Origin of the sequence: Chitiniphilus purpureus (genome assembly GCF_025642115.1) — a bacterium.
In the GTDB taxonomy this organism is placed as follows: Bacteria; Pseudomonadota; Gammaproteobacteria; order Burkholderiales; family Chitinibacteraceae; genus Chitiniphilus; species Chitiniphilus purpureus.
Map to the genome: position 1 here is coordinate 1,241,967 of NZ_CP106753.1, position 21,835 is coordinate 1,263,801.

The 21,835-nt window shown below is 59.1% G+C and carries 22 protein-coding genes; 12 read left to right on the top strand and 10 right to left on the bottom strand.

The genetic code is table 11. The annotated features are described in order from the left end of the window. Nucleotides 1–11 precede the first annotated feature (11 nt). The 8 genes from N8I74_RS05410 to N8I74_RS05445 all read right to left on the bottom strand — a co-directional run bounded on the left by N8I74_RS05410 (nt 12) and on the right by N8I74_RS05445 (nt 5,236). On the bottom strand, nt 12–275 hold the full coding sequence (locus tag N8I74_RS05410) for a helix-turn-helix transcriptional regulator (protein WP_020200569.1): 264 nt from the start codon (nt 273–275) through the stop codon (nt 12–14). 174 nt (nt 276–449) lie between these two features. Then, nucleotides 450–914, bottom strand: coding sequence for a hypothetical protein (locus N8I74_RS05415; RefSeq protein ID WP_204743940.1), 465 nt, complete (start codon nt 912–914; stop codon nt 450–452). Continuing rightward, complete coding sequence (locus N8I74_RS05420) at nt 911–2,323, bottom strand: recombinase family protein (RefSeq protein WP_263125916.1); 1,413 nt, start codon at nt 2,321–2,323, stop codon at nt 911–913. The genes N8I74_RS05415 and N8I74_RS05420 overlap by 4 nt, the downstream gene beginning before the upstream one ends. After that, nucleotides 2,320–2,793: a DUF2924 domain-containing protein gene (locus tag N8I74_RS05425; protein WP_055451266.1), complete on the bottom strand. Its 474-nt coding sequence runs from the start codon at nt 2,791–2,793 to the stop codon at nt 2,320–2,322. Before N8I74_RS05425 ends, N8I74_RS05420 begins: the two co-directional genes overlap by 4 nt. After that, complete coding sequence (locus tag N8I74_RS05430; RefSeq protein WP_263125917.1) at nt 2,790–3,005, bottom strand: hypothetical protein; 216 nt, start codon at nt 3,003–3,005, stop codon at nt 2,790–2,792. The genes N8I74_RS05425 and N8I74_RS05430 overlap by 4 nt, the downstream gene beginning before the upstream one ends. 89 nt (nt 3,006–3,094) lie before the next feature. Next, a complete protein-coding gene (locus N8I74_RS05435; RefSeq protein WP_095052065.1) occupies nt 3,095–3,955 on the bottom strand; it encodes an OST-HTH/LOTUS domain-containing protein in 861 nt (286 codons plus the stop codon). 8 nt (nt 3,956–3,963) lie between these two features. Next, nucleotides 3,964–4,893: an ImmA/IrrE family metallo-endopeptidase gene (locus tag N8I74_RS05440; RefSeq protein ID WP_263125918.1), complete on the bottom strand. Its 930-nt coding sequence runs from the start codon at nt 4,891–4,893 to the stop codon at nt 3,964–3,966. 13 nt (nt 4,894–4,906) lie between these two features. Continuing rightward, the gene (locus N8I74_RS05445; RefSeq protein ID WP_263125919.1) at nt 4,907–5,236 is read right to left on the bottom strand and encodes a helix-turn-helix domain-containing protein; all 330 of its coding nucleotides are present in this window, start codon (nt 5,234–5,236) and stop codon (nt 4,907–4,909) included. Nucleotides 5,237–5,480: 244 nt separating this feature from the next. Here N8I74_RS05445 and N8I74_RS05450 point away from each other — a divergent pair, with 244 nt between their 5' ends. From N8I74_RS05450 to N8I74_RS05465, 4 genes are all read left to right on the top strand, one after another. Beyond that, nucleotides 5,481–6,716 carry a hypothetical protein gene (locus N8I74_RS05450; RefSeq protein WP_263125920.1) on the top strand — a complete coding sequence of 412 codons (1,236 nt, stop codon included), beginning with the start codon at nt 5,481–5,483 and terminating at the stop codon, nt 6,714–6,716. Between the two features lie 3 nt (nt 6,717–6,719). Further along, a complete protein-coding gene (locus N8I74_RS05455) occupies nt 6,720–7,670 on the top strand; it encodes a hypothetical protein (RefSeq protein ID WP_204743936.1) in 951 nt (316 codons plus the stop codon). A 575-nt stretch (nt 7,671–8,245) separates the two neighbouring features. After that, nucleotides 8,246–8,530: a type II toxin-antitoxin system HigB family toxin gene (locus N8I74_RS05460; protein ID WP_004629355.1), complete on the top strand. Its 285-nt coding sequence runs from the start codon at nt 8,246–8,248 to the stop codon at nt 8,528–8,530. A 42-nt stretch (nt 8,531–8,572) separates the two neighbouring features. Further along, nucleotides 8,573–9,787: an ImmA/IrrE family metallo-endopeptidase gene (locus tag N8I74_RS05465; RefSeq protein WP_263125860.1), complete on the top strand. Its 1,215-nt coding sequence runs from the start codon at nt 8,573–8,575 to the stop codon at nt 9,785–9,787. Between the two features lie 269 nt (nt 9,788–10,056). Here the strand turns inward: N8I74_RS05465 and N8I74_RS05470 are convergent, their stop codons facing one another. Next, nucleotides 10,057–10,581 (bottom strand): hypothetical protein, encoded by a 525-nt coding sequence (locus tag N8I74_RS05470; RefSeq protein ID WP_263125861.1) that lies wholly within the window; start codon nt 10,579–10,581, stop codon nt 10,057–10,059. Here N8I74_RS05470 and N8I74_RS05475 point away from each other — a divergent pair. From N8I74_RS05475 to N8I74_RS05495, 5 genes are all read left to right on the top strand, one after another. Next, on the top strand, nt 10,564–10,932 hold the full coding sequence (locus N8I74_RS05475; protein ID WP_263125862.1) for a lecithin retinol acyltransferase family protein: 369 nt from the start codon (nt 10,564–10,566) through the stop codon (nt 10,930–10,932). The two genes, N8I74_RS05470 and N8I74_RS05475, sit on opposite strands and share 18 nt — an antisense overlap. Before the next feature lie 160 nt (nt 10,933–11,092). After that, complete coding sequence (locus N8I74_RS05480; RefSeq protein ID WP_263125863.1) at nt 11,093–11,560, top strand: hypothetical protein; 468 nt, start codon at nt 11,093–11,095, stop codon at nt 11,558–11,560. 148 nt (nt 11,561–11,708) lie between these two features. Then, nucleotides 11,709–13,274 (top strand): recombinase family protein, encoded by a 1,566-nt coding sequence (locus tag N8I74_RS05485; protein ID WP_263125864.1) that lies wholly within the window; start codon nt 11,709–11,711, stop codon nt 13,272–13,274. Beyond that, on the top strand, nt 13,271–14,182 hold the full coding sequence (locus N8I74_RS05490) for a ParB/RepB/Spo0J family partition protein (protein WP_263125865.1): 912 nt from the start codon (nt 13,271–13,273) through the stop codon (nt 14,180–14,182). Before N8I74_RS05485 ends, N8I74_RS05490 begins: the two co-directional genes overlap by 4 nt. Continuing rightward, on the top strand, nt 14,179–15,057 hold the full coding sequence (locus tag N8I74_RS05495; protein WP_263125866.1) for a plasmid partitioning protein RepB C-terminal domain-containing protein: 879 nt from the start codon (nt 14,179–14,181) through the stop codon (nt 15,055–15,057). The genes N8I74_RS05490 and N8I74_RS05495 overlap by 4 nt, the downstream gene beginning before the upstream one ends. A 345-nt stretch (nt 15,058–15,402) precedes the next feature. On the opposite strand, the gene N8I74_RS05500 is transcribed toward N8I74_RS05495, so the two are convergent. Further along, on the bottom strand, nt 15,403–17,280 hold the full coding sequence (locus N8I74_RS05500; protein WP_263125867.1) for an ADP-ribosylglycohydrolase family protein: 1,878 nt from the start codon (nt 17,278–17,280) through the stop codon (nt 15,403–15,405). Between the two features lie 159 nt (nt 17,281–17,439). On the opposite strand from N8I74_RS05500, the gene N8I74_RS05505 reads away from it, so the two are divergent. The 3 genes from N8I74_RS05505 to N8I74_RS05515 are packed head-to-tail and all read left to right on the top strand — an operon-like array spanning nt 17,440 to nt 21,822. Then, complete coding sequence (locus tag N8I74_RS05505; protein ID WP_263125868.1) at nt 17,440–18,345, top strand: helix-turn-helix transcriptional regulator; 906 nt, start codon at nt 17,440–17,442, stop codon at nt 18,343–18,345. Further along, nucleotides 18,290–20,425, top strand: a complete 2,136-nt coding sequence (locus N8I74_RS05510) for a RecQ family ATP-dependent DNA helicase (RefSeq protein ID WP_263125869.1) — start codon at nt 18,290–18,292, stop codon at nt 20,423–20,425. Before N8I74_RS05505 ends, N8I74_RS05510 begins: the two co-directional genes overlap by 56 nt. Beyond that, nucleotides 20,422–21,822, top strand: a complete 1,401-nt coding sequence (locus N8I74_RS05515; RefSeq protein WP_263125870.1) for a DNA-processing protein DprA — start codon at nt 20,422–20,424, stop codon at nt 21,820–21,822. The genes N8I74_RS05510 and N8I74_RS05515 overlap by 4 nt, the downstream gene beginning before the upstream one ends. The last annotated feature ends 13 nt before the right edge of the window (nt 21,823–21,835 follow it).

A 21,835-nucleotide genomic window follows, 5' to 3' on the forward strand; every position in this document is an offset into this window, starting at 1 on the left:
CGCATCTCTCCTCAAACAGCCGCGCGTTCGGATGTCGAGTCGTGCAGAGCTTCGCGCTCAAACTCGAGGATCGCGTCGACCGGGTAGCCGACACGCTTGGACAGCTTCAGGTAGCGTGGACCGCGACCCTCACTGCGCCAGCGCTGCAAAGTCTTGGGGCTCACGCCCCAGCGTTGCGCGAGCTCGTTCTCGTTGAGCACGCGGCGATCACCGGGTGACATGGTGTTGATCGCCTGCTGTGGCGACCGGGGGATACCGCTGGTTGGTGTCTGCATGGAATGCTCCTGTGACGTTGTTGAGTAACAGGTGTCATTCCAAACCTCGGGTGGCGAACCTTTAAGGGACGCAATGGCGAACCACGATGGAACTCCAGGTTCGCCAATGGCCCAGGGCAGAAAAGCAAACGGCGAGCACATGGCTCGCCGTCATCGAGTGTGTCTGGAGGCAGATCAGGCGTCGGGGAAACCGAGCAATCGACGCTGCGCAGCCCAATCGCGCGGCAGTTGCTCTTGGCGGCCACGCAAGGTGTGCAGATTCAAGTGGCGTGGCTGACGTCCTTCGAATATCGCCTCCACGATATCGGGGGCCAGCATGGTCATGCGCAAGACCTCGGCAGCCCAGCCCGGCTCCACTTTCATGGCGTGCGCCAAGTCCGTTGTCGTCGAGTAGGTGCCATCGTCGATCAAGCGCTTCCAGTAGAAGGCCTTGCCCAGCGTTTTGATCATCGGCACATCGAAGCCACCGATTCGGTCCGCGATCTCGGGGGCTGGCGGTATCAGCAGCTTCCGATTCTGGCGGCGCTTGATCGTCAGGGGCACCAAGGTGACCCGCTGCCCCTCGCTGACATAACTGCGCGCCTCGGCTCCGACCTCGATACGGACGGCGCGCTGGCGCTGGTGAGTTGTGGCATTCATGCCAAAGCCTCCTCGACACGTTCTTGGGTCTCTTCGATCAAGGGATGCGTGCTGATGTCTGCACCGAATCCGATCCAACCGTCCTCCCGCCAAACGATATCCAGGCCGTGCCCGTGTAGTTGCACGCGTTCGATCAGCAGCCGTGTGATCCGTTGCTGCTCGGCAGGGAACAGTTGCGACCACACGTCACCGATGCGCTGCATGGCGACCACCACCTGTGCCTCGTCCAGCGTCGACCCCGCCGGATGCTGCTGGCAGGATCTCCACACTGCGATCAGCATTTGCGGCGATGAGAGCGCAGCATGGATTTGCGCCAACACGGCATCTTCAATCTCGGCGGCTGGCAGGTGGCCCACGTCCGGGGTATGCGGAGCCAGGCTGGCACCTGCGTTGCGCCGCTTGTGCAGGTAAGGCACGTAGTAGCGGTACTGCCGACCATTTTTCTTTTTGACGAAGGAGTGCAACATGCGTTGGCCATCCGGTGCAAACAGAAGTCCCGCCAGCAGTGCCGGATGCTTGGCTCGGTGTTCGCGCGGTGCCTGCTTTCGCCTCTCAATGAACGCATGTGCCGCATCCCACAATTCTTGAGAAATGATGGGGTCGTGCTGGGCCGAGTACCACGTCTCGTGATTGCAGATTTCGCCGAGGTAAATGCGGTTACGCAGCAAGGTGAAGAGGTACTGCTGATCGATGCTGCGCCCCAATCGCTCCCGACCGGACTGGGTGACCCATGCCTTGGTGGTATGCCCTTCGATTTCCAGTTCGCGGACGAGTCGCGCAGCCGAGCCGTGCTCGGCATAGCGGCGGAAGATGTCACGCACCAGCGCGGCTTCACGTTCATTGATGACGAGCTTGCGTTCGACCACGTCGTATCCAAGAGGCGGGACTCCGCCCATCCACATGCCCTTGGCCTTGCTGGCGGCGATCTTGTCGCGGATGCGTTCGCCCGTGACCTCGCGTTCGAACTGCGCGAATGACAAAAGGATGTTGAGCGTCAATCGCCCCATCGATGTGGTGGTGTTGAACTGCTGCGTGACCGCGACAAAGGAGACGCCGTTGCGGTCGAAGACCTCGACCAGCTTTGCGAAGTCCGGCAGGCTGCGCGTGAGGCGGTCGATTTTGTAGACGACCACGGTATCGATCTTCCCCGCCTCGATGTCGATCATCAGTCGGCGCAACCCGGGCCGTTCCATGTTGCCGCCAGAGTAGCCGCCGTCGTCGTATCCGTCATCGACGGCTATCCAGCCTTCATGCCGTTGGCTTGCAATGAAGGCCAATCCTGCATCACGCTGTGCCTCGAGGCTGTTGTATTCCTGATCGAGGCCTTCGTCAGTGGATTTGCGGGTGTAGACGGCGCAGCGCTTCTTTGGCGTGACTGCGGGAATCTGGTTTCGACGCACAGAGCTCATGCTGCCCCCTTCTTCGAAGCTGGTGCCTTCAAACCAAAGAACACCGGGCCTGACCAATGGCTGCCTGTGATGCGCTTGGCCACAGCGGACAGGCTCTTGAAGCGTTGCCCCTGGTACTCGAAGTCATTCGATCCGCGCACCAGCACACGATGTTCAATGTCGTCGTAGATGCGTGTCAGGACGGTACCGGGCAGTAGGCGTTGGCTATCGCCGCGCAGTTGCTTGGGCAAGATGCCGGTTTCCCCAACCTCCTCGAGCTTCTTACGCAGTGACGGTTTCAAACCACCAAACGCACGCTCTTGCATCCGGTAGGCCAGGCGACTTTCCAGCCAGACCCGATGGTGGTGATTCGGCCGTTCATCGAAATGGTCGTCCCAGAGAGCCCAAAGATCATCCATCGAAAGATGGGGAATAGCCGCGACGCGGGCGGCGACTGAGGCGGGCGTTGGTGAGGTTGCGTGTGCTGTCATGGGCGAACTCCGTTGTTGTGATCGGGGTTCGCATTCACGCGCTGTTGGCCGGGGAAGCCAAGGCAAACCTGCTCGCTGTTTTTGGTGATGTCGCGCGATTGGCGGGCACGAAGGCGCAGCAGCGCGGCAGCCAACAGATCAGCGATTTCTTGATGCCCGTGCCGTGGCCGGTCAGGTGATGTGCAAATGGAGATAGGTTCGATTTCTGTCATGGCAAGCGTTCCGATGGAAAACGCTGCTCATGCTAGAAACCAAGGGCACTTCGCGTAACGTGATTTAGCGTGAGTGCGCGGGTTTGGCGCTATGTCTCTTTGGGCCTATACCAAGCCGCGCGCTGGCCATTCACTTCCCGATACCGAAGCTCGAAAAGGCGGGATTCGTGCACGACCTGCCGCCAACTGCTGCACCCATACTTGGCCGGCAGTTGATCGGGATACCTTTCTGCAATCCATCGTCCAGCAGTAGCGACCGGCGTCCACTCGTCGACAGCCAACTGATCTGCCGCTTCACGCAATGCGCGAACAATTCCGGCTGCGGGCCAATCCACCGAGCCATCCGGCGCTATGCCGTTGATCACCAGATCGCGGAAGGCATCGGACTGGGCAAACTCCGCCGCCAGACGACGGGCCTGATCCATGTGCTCCGCCCAGCCTCGCAGTTGCTCAAAGTGTTGATCGACGCGACTGTAGGCCGCGACCAAGGACTCTTGCGCACCACGGCATCCGTCCAGACTCCAAAGGTCGTGCTGGTCGATAAAGTGGTGCACCAGGTTGTTCCGCAGCAGAACTAGTTCCTTCAGATCGTTTTGCGTCGTATCGAAATCCTCGGCAGACATCCGCAAGCTCATCTTCATCTTGAACGAGATGATGTTGTCGGGCGCATCTGGTTCGGCGACCTCGTCTTGGTCGCCGCTGGTGACATACGTTCCGAGCAGCGTGCCAACCAACGTACCCAGAGTCTTGTTTGCGGCATCCGCAATGCGCTCCGCCTGGTTCGATTCGAGGGGTGATCCTGACGCGGAGATTTCGTGGTGGGCCACGATGGCCTTCATCAATTGTTCGTACTGCTGCAGACGCAAGAGACAACGGCCCAGCATTCGTTGCACCTCGCGTTGCAAGGTCTGCAGTTCTTCATCTATGGGTTGGATCGGTAAGCCTGTCATCGAGGGACTCACCGTACTGGCAATTGCCCGTTCGAGACGAACTGATCGAAGCTGTCAAAGCTCTCGCCGTCTTGCCAAGACCGATCCCATGATCGTGGTTCAGCACTTTCCAGTAGCAAAAGGGTCAGGACGCGATCTCCTGTGGTGTAGCTGTGCTTGAACTCGCGCAACTTCATGTGTGGTGCCTCCTCCGGGCACCAGATCGCGACAGACATCTCCGTGCCATCCCACTCCTGCTCAACGGTGGAATCAGCAGCCAGGGTGCCGGGTAATGGTTCCTGCGGATCGTCAGTGCGCCGAATGCGGGCGCGCGTCTTGACCGCGCTGCTGCTGCGCCATTCGTACTTCACGAAACCGTTGTCCCAATAGACAAGGATTGCCCGCTGCGTGGTGAATTTGATGAACCGAATGCACAGCGCCTCGAACGACACCTGGAACCGTTTGGCAAGGGCGCTCAGGACATGCAAGTCGATGCGCTGGTTCGAGATCCACTCGCGCAGCAAGTCGCCAGGCATCAGCAGGTTGCTGGCAAAGTCGTCCGCCTCACGTTCGATGACACGGATAGTGTCAGCGCCGGAGTACACGCTTTCCTTGTCGCAGTTGAAACTTTGCCGCTGATCGCGGTGAAGGATGAAGTGGCCCAGTTCGTGGGCGATGGTGAAACGCTGGCGTTCGGGGTTTGCCTTGCCGTTATAGAAGATGCCCCACTCTGCGGTGTCCTGTGGGTTGCGCACCAACATGCCTTCGCAGCTATTGATGTCCAGCACCATCGGGGCCTTGATCTCCCGCACCCCTTTGCCGTAAGGCGTCTCTGGAAGCATTTGCCGGACGACTTCCAGATCCACGGCATCCGGCATGCCGTCGGCGTGCCACGCCCGCAACCATCTCAAGACGGTGCTGGCCGCGATGGAACCGGTTAGGGGCTGGGATGAGCTCAATTATCAGACCGCCTTAGTTCTTGTCGGGGAACATGATTTTGAGTGCCTGACGGTAACGATCCTTCTCCTCGTCCGTCATTCCAGCGTACTCGCGGAAGAAGGCCACATCTTCTGGACTGGCCTGAGGAACCTGTTCAATAGGCTCGCCCATGATGTCCTCCATCGTCACGCCCAGCACCCTGGCCAAGGCCTGGACCCGTTCAGCGGAGGGACGCTGGTCGTCCTTCATCTCCAGTTCCCATATATACGCCTTGGTACAGCCGACTTCGTCGGCGACCTGTTGCAAGGTCAATTTCTTCGCCTCGCGTAAGCGTCGCAGGCGTGCTCCGAACGCTGAAGCCATAGCGATGCTCCTGTAGGGGAAAACAGTCAGTTAACAAAAACAAGACCGCCAGTATAGCCGCGAGATACAAATAAGGTCTAGATGTGCCGCTTTGATTGACAAGCGGAAATCTGAGGTTCAGAATCGCGCTTGTATCTCGCTACTTTACTTATGCGAGGTGCGTGTTCAGTAACCCAGTCGCTGGCCAGTGCAGTCCGTACATCGGTCACAGACCTTCGACGCCGATCCAGAAAGGACGATCAAGATGAAGAAGACCTTTGTCGACGTGATGCTCGAGCTGCCGGTGGACGCCACGCTGCGCGACTTCTTGACCACCCACAGCCTGCCTGTGCCCGATGGCTTTGCCTGGGATGACACACCGGAGACCAGCCAGTTTCTGCTCGAAGCGGTCAAAGTCTGGCCCGACATTGCTGCCCGTGACCGGATGACGGCAAACCTCATGGCCAGCGTTCAGTTGGGCGATGCGGCAGGTAAGCAGGCGATGTTTGAGGCGGCCGTGGCCGATGGTGCTGCGCTGGCTGGCTTGGCGCTATGCGCAAGTGACATCCACCGTTCCTTCTGGCTCTACGTCCACCACCCGGCGCTGTTCGAACGCGCCTATGACTTCAGCTTTTGGGAACAGCATGGGCAGCAGACGCAGCAATACGACCTTGGCTTGAAACGCCAACCGAACGGTTCGGATGCCAATCTGACAGCGTTGCGTCATGCCATCTCGGCTTTCTACAAGCGCGAACTGCAATGCGGAGACGGCAGCGTGGCGCACTTGGTCGAGCGCAGTCCGGGGGTGTTCCTGTTGTCGGTCCATGTCAAGGACATGGCGATGCTGCGCCTGGAGTTCGAGGGGGCGACCCTGAAGCGCCGTGTCGGCAACCCCAACATTCACATGGTGCTGGAGTACGCCAAGTCCACCGGTGTCGTGCGCACGCTGGTGCGCGGCGGGGCAAAGTATCAGCAAATGCTGGTCGAGGCCTTCGCGGAGCATGTGCTGGGCGTGAAAGCGAGTGCTCACAAAATCAAGTCGCCGACGCTGGATTTGTCGATGCTGCGCACCGGATTCGATGTGCCAGAGGCCTTTGAGGACGGCTTCTCGATGGTTCAGTTGAAGGCACTCACCCTGCTCAGTCCTGACACGGCGCTGAAGATCGAATGCACGGCGATGCAATCCAGCCAGCAACGCTCGGTGCACGATTTGCTGAAGGAAAAGCTACCGGGCCCGCTGGAGGGTCAGTGGGCGGTGACAGCGGCACAGGTCAATCTCTATTACCCACCCGAGCCGGGCAGGACTCGCCCCAAGGTGGTCACCATCGAAGTGACCAGCAAAGGGCGGCTGAACCTGCACAAGTTCGACGCCAAGATGCAGGCGCAGCTGGAAGGCTACCTAGTTGCGGTGGGTATCTTGCAGAAGGGCCAGACCCTCAGTGCCCAGGAATTGCCGCCAGAGACCGACGCGGTCAGTTCATCATCGGCCTTCGAGGACTGATCAATGGCGACGCACGATGCCTGGGCCCTGGTTTGCCGGCTGTTCGCAGGCGGCACGCCGGTGCTGCGGGCCACGCTTTCGCCACGCGAGGTATCTGCTTTGTCTGTGCTCGGCAAAGCCGTCAGGCCAACAGTGGTGGATCAGTCTTTTATGCTCTGCCCCCACTGTCAGCAGCATCGGGCGCAGGTCTGGGGCGATGGACGGGGCGGTCGGATCTGCCGGTGCCCGGAGTGTGGCCAGGTTCCTGTCGAGGCAATCGACGGTGCGGCGTTGGCCCTGGACGAAGACTGGCTGCGGCAGAAAATGCGCCTCGCGCTCGACATCGAGAGCCGCGACGACATCGATGACTTGGGCGACGGTGTTTGGCGGCTCGGTAACGCACGCAGCTCTCCGGTAGTGCTGGCCCGAGATCTGACGAGAGTGCTGCATGAGCCGTCCTTGCTGGATCGTGTCCGGGTGGCGGGAAGCAACATCCGAGTCATCACCCCCAGGCCGCGCACGACTCGTGGATCGCCCTTCGGCTCCGGTGTTGAATGGCTGGCGCTGGAAGAACGATTCACGTTCTATGGAGGCGGAATCACCTTCATACCCTCGGTGCCGTCTGCAGTGCCAGCAGTGGCCGATCCGGCTGCGCCAGTGAACGGGCCGTTCTCGGCCGACTTCAAATGGGCAACGCTGCCGGATGTGCAGGCCACACCGATCCGGTTCACCGATGGTCAGGCCAAGGTGTTCGAAGCGCTCTGGTCGTTCAAGGGGGCCGAGGTGAACGGCGAAAGGATCATGCAGCGCGCTGGCCAGAAGAGCGACAAGCCGATTGACCTGTTCAAGATCAAGTCGAAGGACAAGGGCAAGCCGGAGCACGAGGCTCGACTGGCGGCCTACGGAGCACTCGTCGTCACGCAGCAACGCGCAGGCTTGTATTCCATGCCTTGCGCGGCGGCAGTGTTGGCGTGACGGACTGCTGCTCCAAGCAAGCCCGACAACGAATGGCAATGGCACGCGCACAAATCATGGTCGCGAAAGGCCATGTGCGTGTGCCACGGCGAAGAAGTTAGCGCCGATTTCGAGAGAAGAGAGGGCGGAACGGAGGGCAACTGGGGATGTTACTGCCAGACCAAAGGACCCCGGTCGCACACGCAGAATGTGCGGAAACCCCGCGTGTCATGCGGGAAGCACAAATGAAAACGCCCAACTGAGAACAGTTGGGCGCTGAATTTTGGTGGTGTAGTCCCCTACTAGAGAGAACCTTCCTGCCTCACCGGCGAGGACACCGTAGGCATGATTATATACGAATACGGAAGCCCGGGTGGTGTTCGCGCTTCCCCGCGCATTCCCCTCCATCTTGAAGCCCGGATCGGCCCACCATCATCGGCAACCCGCCTCGCGGATGCCCCTCCGGCAAAGGCGTGCGCAACCGAGTTCTGCTTCGATGGCGCGGACAGACTTCCCTCTCTTTCTCGTCGGCCACATTGACATTTCCCTTTTTGGGAAATACAATGCAAGTCTGAACATGAACACATCGTCCCTACATGCGAATTCTGGGTTTGCCCATACTCGAGGCGTTCAAAAAAGATCATGCAGCCTCGCGTGGGCCACTGGATGCGTGGCAGACGGATGTCGAGCGTGAGAACTGGAAAACGTCACATGACATCAAGCGCAGATACAGGAGCGCGGATTTCTTGGCCGACAACAGAGTCATTTTCGACATCAAGGGCAATTCATATCGGCTTGTGGTCAAGGTCCGATATCAGAACGGGCTGGTAGTGGTCGAGTGGGTGGGGACGCATGCCGAGTACGACAAGAAAAAGTTCTAGGCAGATGTGTGTAAGGCAAGTAAACGACTGGTGGAGATGGCGATGAATGTAAAGATCATCAAGAGCGCGGAAGACTACGAAGCAGCAATGGCTCGCCTGTCTGCTCTGATGTCGCTTGACCCCAAGGCCAACTCCAAGGAAGAAAACGAGCTGGAGCTGTTGGCTCTGGTCATACAGGACTTCGAACGACAAACCGTTCCCCCGGTCAAGGCTGATCCGATTGAGTCGATTCTTTTCCGGATGGATCAGATGAAACTCTCCCGCAAGGATCTGATCCCCTACATCGGGTCAATCTCAAAGGTCTCGGAGGTACTGTCGCGCAAGCGTCCACTGTCCCTGCCAATGATTCGCCGACTCAACCAAGGTTTGGGCATCCCCGCTGACATCCTGATCGAAGACGTCGAAACAGACAGCACAGTCGTCGACCAGGAGCCAGAGATGGACTTCACCCGCTTCCCACTCAAAGAGATGCTGGAGCGGGGGTGCTTTGGGGATTTCGAAGGTAACGCGCAGCGCCTCAAAGAGTACGCCGAAGATTTGGTTCGAAAATTCATGCAAGACCTGCTACCCAAGCAAGTCAGCCCCGCGTTCCTGCGCGCCCCCATGCATCAACGCGGGGATCGACAAGCCGATGAGATGGCTCTGTTGGCTTGGCGCATGTGTGTCCTGCGGCAAGCACGAACATTAAACATTGCCAAAGAGTACAAGCACGGAACCATCACGCCAACCTGGCTGCGTGAGCTTGCCAAGCTCTCGACATTTGATGAAGGCCCAAAGCTCGCCCGGGAGTACCTCGCCCGTCACGGCATCACGCTTGTCATCGAAAAGCACTTCAAACGTACTTTTCTCGACGGCGCTGCGATGCTAGACAACGATCGACCAATTGTTGCTTTGACGTTGCGACATGACCGCTTCGACAACTTCTGGTTTGCTTTGCTCCATGAGTTGGCGCACGTTGCCAAACACCTGACCCCAGAGTCTCCCGTGTTCATCGACGACCTGGATCGCAGCAACCCCCAAGAGGTTGAAGCGGAAGCTGATGCTATGGCCCAGGAGGCGTTGATCCCTGAAAAGAGTTGGCGCACCGCCAAAGTACGTCAAACACTACTCTCTGAGGATGCGATCTCTTTCGCAGATGAGATCAGCGTGCATCCCTCCATCGTGGCGGGACGCTTGCGCCATGAAGAGAAGAACTTCCGCTTGCTTTCGCATCTCATCGGTAAGACGGGGCAGGTCAGCCAGATCCTGAGTCAATGAACAAAAATCCCAAAAAGGGAAACAACCATTTGCGTTGATCCTTTTTCGGGATTATCATAGAATCTACTCACCAGTACGGAATCGAACTCCCGAACGAGCCAGTGGCCGTGCTGATAGAAGTCACGGTGTTGGCAGCTGGGTTTGTACCCAGTCGTCAACACCAAAGAAAAAGGCCCCGAAGTGCTACCAACACTTCAGAGCCTTTGGTGAGGTGAATAGGGGGCTACCAAACCACCCATGCACATCATGTCTTGAACGGACAGCGGATTTTACCAGTTCGCGGTGTGCTGGCAAGCCCAAACCCCCTCAACTTTCATGAGGAGTTGGCCATGGCCTACCACCGATGGAAGAGCGTCTTTGTGCGCGCATACACCCGGTTCCGGTTCGGACGCCGGGAGGCTGTGTGCCAGCACTGGCGATCTCATCCGGGTCAGATGCAATTGTTTGCCTGATCCATCCCTGACGGGACTCAGCAGGACCTGACTCCCGTCTCCCCTCTTTCCGCGAACTGATAAGGAAAATCCTATGTCCTCCAAGAAACCGACGAACGAACACACCTCCGCCCGCGTGGCATCGACCGCTGCCAAGCTGTTGAGCAACCCACGCACACCTGCATCCGTCAAATCCGTGGCGGCATCGGCACTGACCCAAAAGGCCAGTTCCAGCAAGGCAAAAGGCAAGTAATCGTTGTTGTCACCCGATTTCTGCTCAGCGCCGAAGTCGGGTGACGCAGCGATCAGCTGTGGCACTGACGACAGCAACACCAGGAGGTTCTCTTGTTCTTCAACACTCAACCCTTCCGAATCATTTCTCGCCCCAAGCTGACTGGCCTGGGGGAACACTGGGGCGTTCAACTGCCCGACGGCAACGTCGCGCACCTGACCCCTGAAGGCGAACAAATTGTGAGCTTCACGGAGTTCGCACAAGGCCGCCCTATCAAGGAAGTCCGACGCGCTGCACCCGAGCAGCGGGCGCAAATCATGCAACGGCTCTCCCTATCGCTGCAACACCGGGGCCCCTACCGGCTACTGGACCGCAATTGCGAAACCTACGCCACGTGGCTGCTGGGCGAAAAACCCCGGAGCCCTCAGGTGGAAGGCGTCATTTTCTTGGGCGTGATCGCAGCCCTCCTGCGCTTCGCGTGACCTTGTCCACAAACCTGCGCAGTCCTTCGTTCAGGAGCTACTGACACTGATCACGCTCCTTTCCGGGCGGGCTGTACAGAGATTGAGCAAACCACGCTGGTGAGCAGAGAAATCCAATCTGCTCGAGGGTTTCCATACGAATTTTGTATGGAGCCCACCGATGACAACCAAGTACTGCGCGCACTGCGGCCACCCCTTCGAACCCCGCCCACAGGTTCCCGACCAAGCCTTCTGCTCAGCCCCTGAATGCCAGCGTGCTCGCAAGCGCGAATGGCAGCGGGCAAAACTCCAATCCGATCCTGACTACCGCATCAATCAGCAGGCGGCCCAGCGCGCGTGGTCACAGCGCAATCATGACTATTGGCGCAATCACCGAGACGCACAACAGGCCGACGGCGATCAAGGATCGCAACCGGATACGGCTCATCAGCAGCGAGTCATCGATCCTGTAAAGATGGACGTGTCAGCCCTGCCTTCCGGCATCTACCGGATCACAAGACGGCCAGATTTTCCGAAGGGAACGCCGGGTTCTTGGGTGGTTGAAATCACGCTGCTGTACGAAACCTGTGAATGCAAGATGGATGCGTCAAGAGATGACTTGATCGACAACCAGGGAGTCCGGCCTTAACTTCAAGCCCAAATGGGCTCTCGATCATCCTGGATGGCAACAATTTCAACCATGTGCATTCCGGCCGCGCATTGCAGGCCACGTGTATGCCAATGAGGTGAATGGCAGGCCCGAGAGCAAGTTCACACAACATAAAGTGATCGGGTCTATGCAGGCAGAAGAGTTCTCCATTCCGGGGGCGGATCAGCCACCGACATTTCGGGCCGCCGAGTACGTGCGGATGTCGACCGAGCACCAGCAGTATTCGACGGAAAACCAAGCCGACAAGATCCGCGAATACGCTGCCCGGCGCAACATCGAGATCGTTCGCACCTATGCCGACGAGGGCAAGAGCGGCTTGCGCATCGATGGGCGCCGGGCGCTGCAGCAGCTGATCAAGGACGTCGAGGCAGGCATCGCGGATTTCCAGATCATTCTGGTCTATGACGTCAGCCGCTGGGGCCGGTTTCAGGATGCCGATGAGAGTGCCTATTACGAATACATTTGCCGCCGCGCCGGAATCCAGGTCGCGTACTGCGCAGAGCAGTTCGAAAACGACGGCTCGCCTGTGTCGACCATCGTCAAGGGCGTCAAGCGCGCGATGGCTGGCGAGTACAGCCGCGAGTTGTCGGCCAAGGTATTCGCCGGGCAGTGCCGCCTGATTGAGTTGGGTTTCCGACAGGGTGGCCCGGCTGGCTATGGGCTGCGACGCGTGCTGATCGATCAGTCCGGCACGCTCAAAGGTGAATTGGCTCGCGGCGAGCACAAGAGCCTGCAAACCGACCGCGTCATTCTTCAGCCGGGGCCGGATGATGAGGTTGCCGTGGTCAACCAGATCTACCGCTGGTTTGTCACCGACAACCTGACGGAGCTGGACATCGCCGAACGCCTGAACGCACAAGGAACGCGCACTGACCTTGGGCGGGATTGGACGCGAGCGACCGTCCGCGAGGTGCTGTCCAACGAAAAATACATCGGCAACAACATCTACAACCGTCGGTCTTTTAAGCTAAAGAAGCACCGGGTGGTTAACAGCCCCGACATGTGGATCAAGAAGGAAGGTGCGTTCGAGGGCATCGTGCCGCCGGAGCTCTTCTACACGGCGCAGGGCATCTTGCGCGCAAGGGCACATCGCTACAGCGACGAGGAGTTGATCGAGAAGCTGCGCAATCTGTACCAGCGCCACGGGTACCTCTCCGGCCTGATCATCGATGAGGCAGATGGCATGCCGTCTGCGGCGGCCTATGCACATCGATTCGGCAGTTTGGTTCGCGCCTACCAGGCGGTGGGCTTCACACCGGACCGCGACTACCAGTATCTGGAGGTGAATCAGTTTCTGCGCAGACTGCATCCTGAGATCGTCAGCCAGACCGAACGCATGATTGCCGAGGTCGGCGGCAACGTCGAGCGTGAACCGGCCACCGACCTTCTCACTGTGAATCGCGAGTTCACCGTTTCACTGGTGCTGGCGCGGTGCCAATTGCTCGACAACGGGCGACGGCGCTGGAAGGTGCGCTTCGACACCAGCCTCGCGCCCGACATCACGGTGGCCGTGCGGCTGGACGACAGCAATCAGGCTGCCTTGGACTACTACCTGCTGCCGCGACTGGACTTCGGTCAGGCACGCATCCATTTGGCCGACCACAACGGCATCGAGTTTGAGTGCTATCGCTTCGACAGCCTGGACTACCTCTACGGCATGGCGCGGCGCATCCGCATACGGAGGGCCGCATGAGTCAAGAAAAAGAGCATCGGCATTCGGAGTTGCGGATGATTCCGCTCAACCGGATTGAGGTTCTCAACCCCCGCGAGCGCAACAGCAGGGTCTTCGAGCAGATTGTCGGCAACATCCAGAACATTGGCCTGAAAAAGCCCATCATCGTGACGCCACGTCCAGGGAGCAATGGCGAGCACTATCTCCTCATCTGCGGCGAGGGTCGGTTCAAGGCCTTCAAGACACTCGGGCATCAAGAGATCCCGGCAATGGTGATGAACGTCGATGACGAATCGGCCTTCATCATGAGCCTCACCGAGAACATCGCCCGGCGAAAGTTCAGCCCGTTGGAATTGCTGTCCGGCATCGAGCAGCTGCGGGATCAGGGCTATGACAAGAAATCCATTGCCCAAAAGACAGGCCTGAGTCCGGAGTACGTGCAGGGCATCCTGCAGTTGCTGCAGAACGGTGAGCAGCGACTGCTGATGGCCGTCGGCAGCGGGCGCATCCCTCTCAACGCGGCGATCACCATCGCTGGCGCGGGCAGCGACGAGAAAGCCATTCAAGCCGCATTGCAAGATGCCTACGAAACCGGAAAGCTGCGTGGCAGCCAGTTGATCCAAGCCCGTCGTGTGATCGAACGTCGCCGCACCCAAGGCAAGTCCATCGGCGGCAGGATGACCTCCCGCAAAACCAATGAGGATGTCACCACGTCCAGCCTGGTGCGGAACTACCAGCGGGAAGTCGAGCGACAGAAGCTGCTGGTCAGGAAAGCAGAGACCGCTCAACGCAACTTGCTGTTCATTGTCGGGGCCCTGCGCCAACTGCTGGCCGACGAGAATTTCACCACCCTGCTGCGCGCGGAGGGGCTGGACACACTGCCCCAGTATCTGGCGGAGCGGGTCTGGGCTCGAGGGAGCGGCGCATGAGCAAACCGCCCTTGGGCTTCGTTCCGGAGCCATTGGTTCTGCCCCTCTCGTCCGTCCTGCCCTCGCGTAAGACGCCAGAAGGCTTGCTTGCCTCACGGAAATTCAAGCAGATCACCGCATCTATCGAGGCGGTCGGGCTAATCGAACCCCTGTCGGTGGGAAAGCCCAACCGCGAGGGGCAGCACATCTTGCTGGACGGGCACACACGACTGGTCGCGCTGAAACAGCTGGGCTTCGACAAAGCTCCCTGCCTGGTAGCCACCGATGACGAAAGCTACACCTACAACAACCGGATCAATCGCCTCTCCAGTATTCAGGAGCACCTCATGATCCGTCGCGCTGTCGAACGGGGTGTCACCCCGGAAAAGCTGGCGAAGGCCTTGGACGTGGACATCAGCCACATCATCAAGAAGCTAAACCTGCTGGAAGGCATCTGCCCGGAGGCCGCCGAATTGCTGCGCGACCAGACGTTTTCCGCAAACCTTGGTGCGGTCCTGCGCAAGCTCAAGCCGACCCGTCAGGTTGAGTGCGTTGAACTGATGGTCAGTGCCAACAACATCACGGTCGCCTATGCCCAGGCCTTGGTTGCGGCGACACCCAGCAACTTGCTCGTTGGTGAAACCAAGCCCAAGAAGATGACCGGTGTCAGCGCCGACCAGATGGCCAAGATGGAGAGGGAGATGGGCAACCTCCAAGAGCAGTTCAAGCTCGCCGAGCAAACCTACGGTCAGGACATCCTCAACCTGGTGCTGGCCAAGGGCTATCTCGCCAAGTTGATGGCAAACGAAGCCATCTTGCGTCACCTGACCAGGAACCACCCCGACGTGCTGAACGAGTTCGACAGCATCGTCCGCATGGTGGCGCTGGACAAATAAGCGGCGCGCAATCGGCGTAGTGAGCGAAACCCTTCCCACCGGAAGGTCGTGATGGCGTCCACGCAGGCGGCCACGGTTCTTTAACAATCTGGAAGCATCAGGGTCATCGCCCCCAAAACGGAGTTTCTGCTTCCCTCCGCGATCAAGGGCGATGACCGACAGGCTTGCCGCTGGCCTGCCCACGCGCATCGGGGGCTGCGCCTGGGCGAACAGCGGCACCTTTTTCAGTTTTTGGCGACCCAGTCTTCGTGGCGGAGCAATAGACCTAAACAGTGCTCGCTTGCTGAAGCAAATGAACCGTCTTGTCCCAGAAACAAGGCTTCGACGATTTTTGCTTACTATCGATCAAAACCCTGGGTACTTCTGCCAGATCCGCTGATTCAACTCTTCGTTGTCGCTGTACTCGCCAATTGCCCAATCCTTGAATGCGTAAAGGTCTTCCGCCAATTCGGTGATGACGTCGCGCAGTTCCAGCGGCTCCAGCCACTCGGCAGGGATCGCCTTCACGCCGTGCATCGCGCCCAGCAGGTTGCCGACGATCGCTCCGGTCGAGTCGGAATCGCCATCGTGGTTCACGGCCAAGATCACGCCGTGTTTGAAATTGCGGGCGACCAGCGCGCAATAGATGGAAATAGCCAGAGCCTCCTCGGCGATCCAGCCCTGACCCTGCCGGTCTATGGCTTCTTCATGTGGCAAACCGGAATCGGCCAACTCCTCAGCCATCTCGATTGCCCGCAGCGTCTCTTCGTGACCGGGCTCGGCTCGCAGGAGGAGTTTTGCGGTGGCCAATGCCTCGCGTAGCGACGCGCCATCGGTCAGCGCCAGGATCAGCACCGCCAGCACACCACCGGTCAGGGCTCCGGTCGGGTGCCCATGGGTCAGCGCAGCCAATTCGGTACCGAGCCGGAAGGCGTCTTGGGGAGATTCGTACTGACGCAAGCGCCATGCGAACAACCCGACCGGTGCAACGCGCATGACGCCGCCGCAGCCCTTGCTGTCGTTGCGGGCCGGCTCCCCGAGCGAGTTCATTGCCCTCAGGGCCGATAGGCAGGTGTTGCCCGGTGCGCGACGACTGTGCAGCTGACGCTGCTGAAACAGCCAGCCAGGCTCATCGGTGCCGAAGTCGATGTCGCATGTCGGGCGTTCGCCCTGGGTTTGCAGCCAGCGCAAATAGGCGTGCGCCGTGACCCCGGAATAGGTCGTGATGCCTTTGAAGCAGCCGCGCACCCAGCCTCGGATCAACCCCTCGGCGGTGAACAAGGTCATCTGCGTGTCGTCGGTGATCGTTCCCATGCCGCCATAAGCCGGTGCGTACTGGGTGATTCCCTTCGGGCCGAAGCGACGGAGAATCTCGACGCGCTTCATGAACTCAACCGGTGCGCCCAGCGCATCTCCGACTGCGCCACCGAGTAGGCAGCCCAGAAACCGCCCCTGGACAGTGCGTTTTTGCTGGCGCTTGCTGCGCCAGGCCGGAGGTGCCGGTGTCTCGAATTCTTCCGCCGCACCCGCATCGGCAACAGGCTCCTCGTCCTCATGGCCGGACAATGTGTAGTAGACGCCCAACTCTGCGACTACGCGGGCGGCGGGTCGGGCGACAAGGTCCAGCTGCTTGCGCCACTCGGGCACATCGGAGCCGTCCCAACTGATGCCCAGACCTTTCTCCCAGTAGGACAGGTAGGCCTCGCCCCGCTCGGCGGCGTAGTGGTTGCCGTTGCCGGCAGAGCAGTCGAGCGCGTACTCCCAGTTGTTCTCGCGCATGCAGACACCGTGCTCAGGGTGAGGCACTTGCCCCAGCCCGATCAGGTATTCCGCGCTCTTGGCGTCCAACGGGCGAAACACGGCCACCCGCAAACGTCCATCGTCCCGGGCGGTGATAGCAGCGATCAGAGCATCGCCACGTTGGATGGTGACGAGTTTGCCGCCGAGATCCACGTGCCCGACCTCGAGCCACCAGTGGTCACCGGCCGCTGAAATGACGTCGCGGGCATCGGCGGGCGCCAACAGCTCGGCAAGTCGATCCATTCCGGGTTCGGCCTGCTGCCATTCGGCCTCCCCATCCCGGCTGCGCTGTTGTAGGCCATGCAGCATCACCGCCAGCGGCAGGCCCCCATTGTCGAGCACGGCTGACTTTAGATCGGCTGCCGGGATGGGATACGAGATATCCGGCAACCCGTAACGTGCCAGCGTCTCTGGCTTGAGGTGAAGCTCTGCGAAATTTTGCATGGCGCCCGTACCAATCCTTTTATCGCTGCGCCGCTTGTGGTTATCACAATACGATGCATATTCAAATCAAAATAGAGTCATGGACAGATTTTAGGGCGGACCATATACTTTCCGCAATAACCCGAACAAGCATTCGCTAACCCGAACGAGCCAGCCAGGATGTCAAACGAACAGCTTGCAGATCTAACCCAGCCACAGCGCGACCGGCTTGCGTTCGTGGAGTTGCGCGTGCGCTTCATCGGGGAGATACGCCGCCAGGACTTAGTAACGCGGTTTGGCACCCAGTCCGCCGCCGCATCCAGGGATCTGGCGCTGTACAAGGAGTTGGCCCCGGGCAACATCGACTATGACTCCAAGGGCAAGTCCTATGTCCTGGGGCTGGACTTCCGGCCCGTATTCGACTTTCCCCCGGAGCGGGTACTGTCGTGGCTGACCCAGGGCTTTGGCGATGGCGAACCGATGCGGCTCAAGGCGTGGGTGGCCAGCGAGAGCCCGTCACGGCTCACGTATCCGGATCTGGATGTGCTGGCGAGCGTGACCCGGGCGATTCACCAGGAGTGTCCGCTCGGCATCGAGTACCACTCCATCTCCAGTGGCCGCACGGAGCGGGAGATCGTGCCGTTTGCTCTGATCGACAACGGCCTGCGTTGGCACGTCCGCGCCTTCGACCGGAAGTCACAGGAGTTCCGGGATTTCGTCATCACCCGGATCAGGCGCGCTGCGGTACTCAAAGGGCAGCCAGTGGCACCCCAAGAGATGAGCGATCAAGACATTCAATGGACCCGGATCGTCGAGTTGGAGTTGGTGCCGCACCCGGATCAACCCCGGCCGGAGATCACCGAGATGGATTACGGCATACACGACGGCGTGCTGCGGATGAAGCTGCGCGCAGCCACTGCTGGATACATCCTGCGCAAGTGGAGCGTTGACTGCTCACCAGATCACAGTCTGCGCGGGCACGAATTCAGACTCTGGTTAAGAGATCACCTGGCGCTGTACGGCGTCAAAAATGCTGTCCTGGCTCCGGGCTATCGCTCGCCCGACCAAAGCAAGGGAGAACAATAACGTGGCCTACGATCCAAGACGCGCGCTGGAACTTCTTCGAATCGGTTCCGGACGTGCAGACGCAACCTTCCGTGATGGCCAAGAAGATGCCATTCGCCACATTGTCGAAGGCAAAGGCCGCTTGCTGGTCGTGCAGAAGACCGGATGGGGCAAGAGCTTTGTCTACTTCATCGCGACCAAATTGCTGCGGGAGACTGGAGCGGGCCCCGCGCTGCTGATCTCACCATTGCTGGCGCTGATGCGGAACCAGATCGCTGCGGCCGAGCGAATGGGAGTTCGCGCCGCCACGATCAACTCGGATAACCAGGATGAGTGGAAAGCGGTTGAAGCCAAGCTCCACCGGAATGAAGTTGACATTCTGTTGATAGCGCCAGAGAAACTGGGGAATGACTGGTTTAACACTGAGGTGCTGGCGGGAATCGCAGGGCAGATCTCGCTGATGGTTATCGATGAGGCCCATTGCATCTCAGATTGGGGTCACGACTTCCGTCCTCACTACCGATTGCTTGAGCGTATCGCCAGAACACTGCCGGCCAATCTGCGCCTGCTGGCAACAACGGCAACTGCAAACAACCGGGTTATGGAAGATCTTGTGGCTGTGCTGGGCCCGAATATGAAGGTACTGCGCGGTGACTTGAATCGAGATTCCTTGACGCTGCAAACTATGCGCTTGCCAAGTCAAGCTGTCCGAATGGCATGGATCGCACAGCAGCTCAACTCACTCCCAGGTCACGGCATCATTTACACCCTGACTATTCGCGATGCCAATCAACTGGCAGATTGGCTCAAGGCCAAGGGCTTTGCTGTAGAAGCATACACAGGCAAGACAGGTGATCGGCGTGAGGAGTTGGAGCAGGCGCTGCAAGAAAATCAGGTTAAGGCCCTTGTAGCGACCACCGCACTGGGTATGGGCTACGACAAGCCGGACCTCGCGTTCGTTATCCATTTTCAGATGCCTGGCTCAGTTGTCGCCTATTACCAGCAAGTTGGGCGAGCAGGCAGAGCTCTGAGATCTGCATATGGCGTGCTCCTGAGCGGCGATGAAGAAGAAGGGATTACGGATTGGTTTATCCGTAGTGCCTTCCCAACGCGCCAAGAGGTTGACGATGTCCTGGGAGCACTAAATGAAGCACCGGAAGGACTCTCAATACCTGAACTCATGACCTGCGTAAACATGAGCAAAGGGCGCATCGAGAAGACAATTACAGCACTCTCCCTCGAGTCGCCAGCACCGATTGCCAAGCAAAACACAAAATGGCAGCTCACTGCCGCCGAGCTTGTAGAAGGTTTTTGGGCAAGAGCAGACCGGCTCACCAAATTGAGACGTGCTGAACTCCAGCAAATGCAGGAGTACGTCGCTCGGCCTTTCGGGCAGCACATGGGCTTTCTGATTAATGCGCTTGATGGCGATTCCAGCACTGTGAGCCCACCTTCTTTGCCTGCGCTGTCAGAAGAAGTAGATGACTTGCTGATTCGGGAAGCCGAGGAATTTCTGTGTCGCACAAGCCTGCCTATCGAACCTCGCAAGAAATGGCCTGCGGGAGGGATGCCGCAGTACGGAATTCACACCGCGTCCACTATCCCGTATCAGGCACAACCCGGCAAAGCACTCTGCGTTTGGGGTGATGCCGGCTGGGGCAGTTTGGTTCGACAGGGCAAATACCACGATGGCCGCTTTTCTGACGAACTTATAACTGCGTGCGTGAAGATGATCGCTGAATGGAATCCGCAACCAGCCCCAACTTGGGTGACTTGTGTTCCTTCGCTTCGTCATCCCGACTTGGTACCGGACTTCGCTCAGCGCTTGGCTGCTGCGCTGGATTTACCGTTTCATATGGTCATCGCAAAAACGGATGCAAGACCCGAACAGAAAACGATGGCAAACAGTACCCAACAGGCGCGCAATATTGATGGCTCGCTCGCACTTAACGGCCAGCCTATCCTGCGCGGTCCGGTTCTCCTGATTGACGACATGGTCGACTCGCGGTGGACGCTGACAGTGTCTGCGTGGCTCCTCCGCAAGAACGGCAGTGGTGCTGTGTGGCCAATGGCCCTCTCACAGACGGGGCACGACGAATGACGCCAGCCCTCTCGCCCAACACACAAGCAATTCTGCTGCTGACAGCGCCACTTATTGCCGGACGTGGAAGTGCATCGCCCGATCTGCTCTCTCCCGGAGAATACAAGCGCCTTGCGCGTCATTTACGCGAGATTCAGCATCAGCCCGCTGATCTGGTTTCACCCGATGCGGCCGAGATCCTACGTGCATGCCAGCCGGTGATTGAGGAAGGCCGCCTGCAGCGGTTGCTGGGCCGCGGATTCTTGCTGAGCCAAGTGATTGAACGCTGGCAAGCACGTGCCATATGGGTGGTCAGCCGTGCCGATGCCGAGTATCCGCGTCGCCTGAAGGCTCGTCTTCGTGAAGATGCCCCAGCCGTGCTCTATGGCTGTGGCGACATGGCGTTGTTAGAAACCGGGGGACTTGCAGTCGTCGGATCGCGCCACGTAGACGATGCGTTGATTGACTACACCATGACCATCGGCCGATTGGCTGCTCGGGCTGGTAGCACACTGGTTTCCGGCGGCGCCAAGGGCATCGATCAGGCAGCCATGCGTGGCGCGCTTGAAGCAGGTGGGAAGGTCTGCGGAGTTCTAGCAGACAGTCTGGAAAAGACTACCATGAACCGCGAGCACCGCAACCTGCTGCTTGATGGCCAGTTGGTTCTGATCTCCCCTTACGACCCGAGCGCTGGCTTCAACGTCGGCAATGCGATGCAGCGGAACAAGCTGATTTACGCATTGGCCGATGCCTCACTCGTGGTGAGTTCTGATGTGAGTAAGGGAGGGACTTGGGCTGGCGCGGTGGAGCAACTCGACAAACTCAAGTTCGTTCCTGTCTTTGTTCGATCAACAGGCGAATCGTCCGCCGGACTAGATGCCCTGAGAAACAAAGGTGCGTTGCCTTGGCCAAATCCGCGAGACGTCGACGCTTTCGAAGAAGTATTCAACGTGCCTACACCGTTGGCAACGACCTCTCCACAGGTCGGCTTTTCGCTGTTTGACGGAACGGCAGTCGGCAGCACCACGCCAATGGCACCCAATGTACGCGACACCGAGGCGGGGCCCAAGGTTGAGAACGAACCATTCATACCTAGCGATGCTGATTCGGATACGCAACCGCCCGTCGTAGATTCCGAAGAGCCGCCAGCCGCCTCAAACGCGGTAACGCCAACAGGCGACACCACGGAGCAGCCGCAATCCGAAATGACTCCAGCCGAGTTGCTCTTTTCGGCTGTTCGGGCCTCGATCCAGACGCTTTTGTCCACTCCGATGAAGGAGGCCGAAGTGGCTACGGCGCTGGACGTCTCAAGCGCGCAGGCAAAGGCATGGCTGCAGCGTCTGGTCGACGAAGGCGTCTTGGAGAAACAGAAGAAGCCTGCAGGCTACATCGTCAAGCAGAAGCGGCTGTTCGAGTAACCAATGAATACCA

Bases quoted from the DNA above. Each gene is read 5' to 3' on its own strand.
- N8I74_RS05505 (WP_263125868.1), top strand. From the start codon at position 17,440: ATGTCAAACGAACAGCTTGCAGATCTAACCCAGCCACAGCGCGACCGG.
- N8I74_RS05495 (WP_263125866.1), top strand. From the start codon at position 14,179: ATGAGCAAACCGCCCTTGGGCTTCGTTCCGGAGCCATTGGTTCTGCCC.
- N8I74_RS05420 (WP_263125916.1), bottom strand. From the start codon at position 2,323: ATGAGCTCTGTGCGTCGAAACCAGATTCCCGCAGTCACGCCAAAGAAG.
- N8I74_RS05415 (WP_204743940.1), bottom strand. From the start codon at position 914: ATGAATGCCACAACTCACCAGCGCCAGCGCGCCGTCCGTATCGAGGTC.
- N8I74_RS05455 (WP_204743936.1), top strand. From the start codon at position 6,720: ATGGCGACGCACGATGCCTGGGCCCTGGTTTGCCGGCTGTTCGCAGGC.
- N8I74_RS05465 (WP_263125860.1), top strand. From the start codon at position 8,573: ATGAATGTAAAGATCATCAAGAGCGCGGAAGACTACGAAGCAGCAATG.
- N8I74_RS05490 (WP_263125865.1), top strand. From the start codon at position 13,271: ATGAGTCAAGAAAAAGAGCATCGGCATTCGGAGTTGCGGATGATTCCG.
- N8I74_RS05410 (WP_020200569.1), bottom strand. From the start codon at position 275: ATGCAGACACCAACCAGCGGTATCCCCCGGTCGCCACAGCAGGCGATC.
- N8I74_RS05460 (WP_004629355.1), top strand. From the start codon at position 8,246: ATGCGAATTCTGGGTTTGCCCATACTCGAGGCGTTCAAAAAAGATCAT.
- N8I74_RS05425 (WP_055451266.1), bottom strand. From the start codon at position 2,793: ATGACAGCACACGCAACCTCACCAACGCCCGCCTCAGTCGCCGCCCGC.
- N8I74_RS05485 (WP_263125864.1), top strand. From the start codon at position 11,709: ATGCAGGCAGAAGAGTTCTCCATTCCGGGGGCGGATCAGCCACCGACA.
- N8I74_RS05435 (WP_095052065.1), bottom strand. From the start codon at position 3,955: ATGACAGGCTTACCGATCCAACCCATAGATGAAGAACTGCAGACCTTG.
- N8I74_RS05445 (WP_263125919.1), bottom strand. From the start codon at position 5,236: ATGGCTTCAGCGTTCGGAGCACGCCTGCGACGCTTACGCGAGGCGAAG.
- N8I74_RS05430 (WP_263125917.1), bottom strand. From the start codon at position 3,005: ATGACAGAAATCGAACCTATCTCCATTTGCACATCACCTGACCGGCCA.
- N8I74_RS05450 (WP_263125920.1), top strand. From the start codon at position 5,481: ATGAAGAAGACCTTTGTCGACGTGATGCTCGAGCTGCCGGTGGACGCC.
- N8I74_RS05480 (WP_263125863.1), top strand. From the start codon at position 11,093: ATGACAACCAAGTACTGCGCGCACTGCGGCCACCCCTTCGAACCCCGC.
- N8I74_RS05510 (WP_263125869.1), top strand. From the start codon at position 18,290: ATGCTGTCCTGGCTCCGGGCTATCGCTCGCCCGACCAAAGCAAGGGAG.
- N8I74_RS05500 (WP_263125867.1), bottom strand. From the start codon at position 17,280: ATGCAAAATTTCGCAGAGCTTCACCTCAAGCCAGAGACGCTGGCACGT.
- N8I74_RS05515 (WP_263125870.1), top strand. From the start codon at position 20,422: ATGACGCCAGCCCTCTCGCCCAACACACAAGCAATTCTGCTGCTGACA.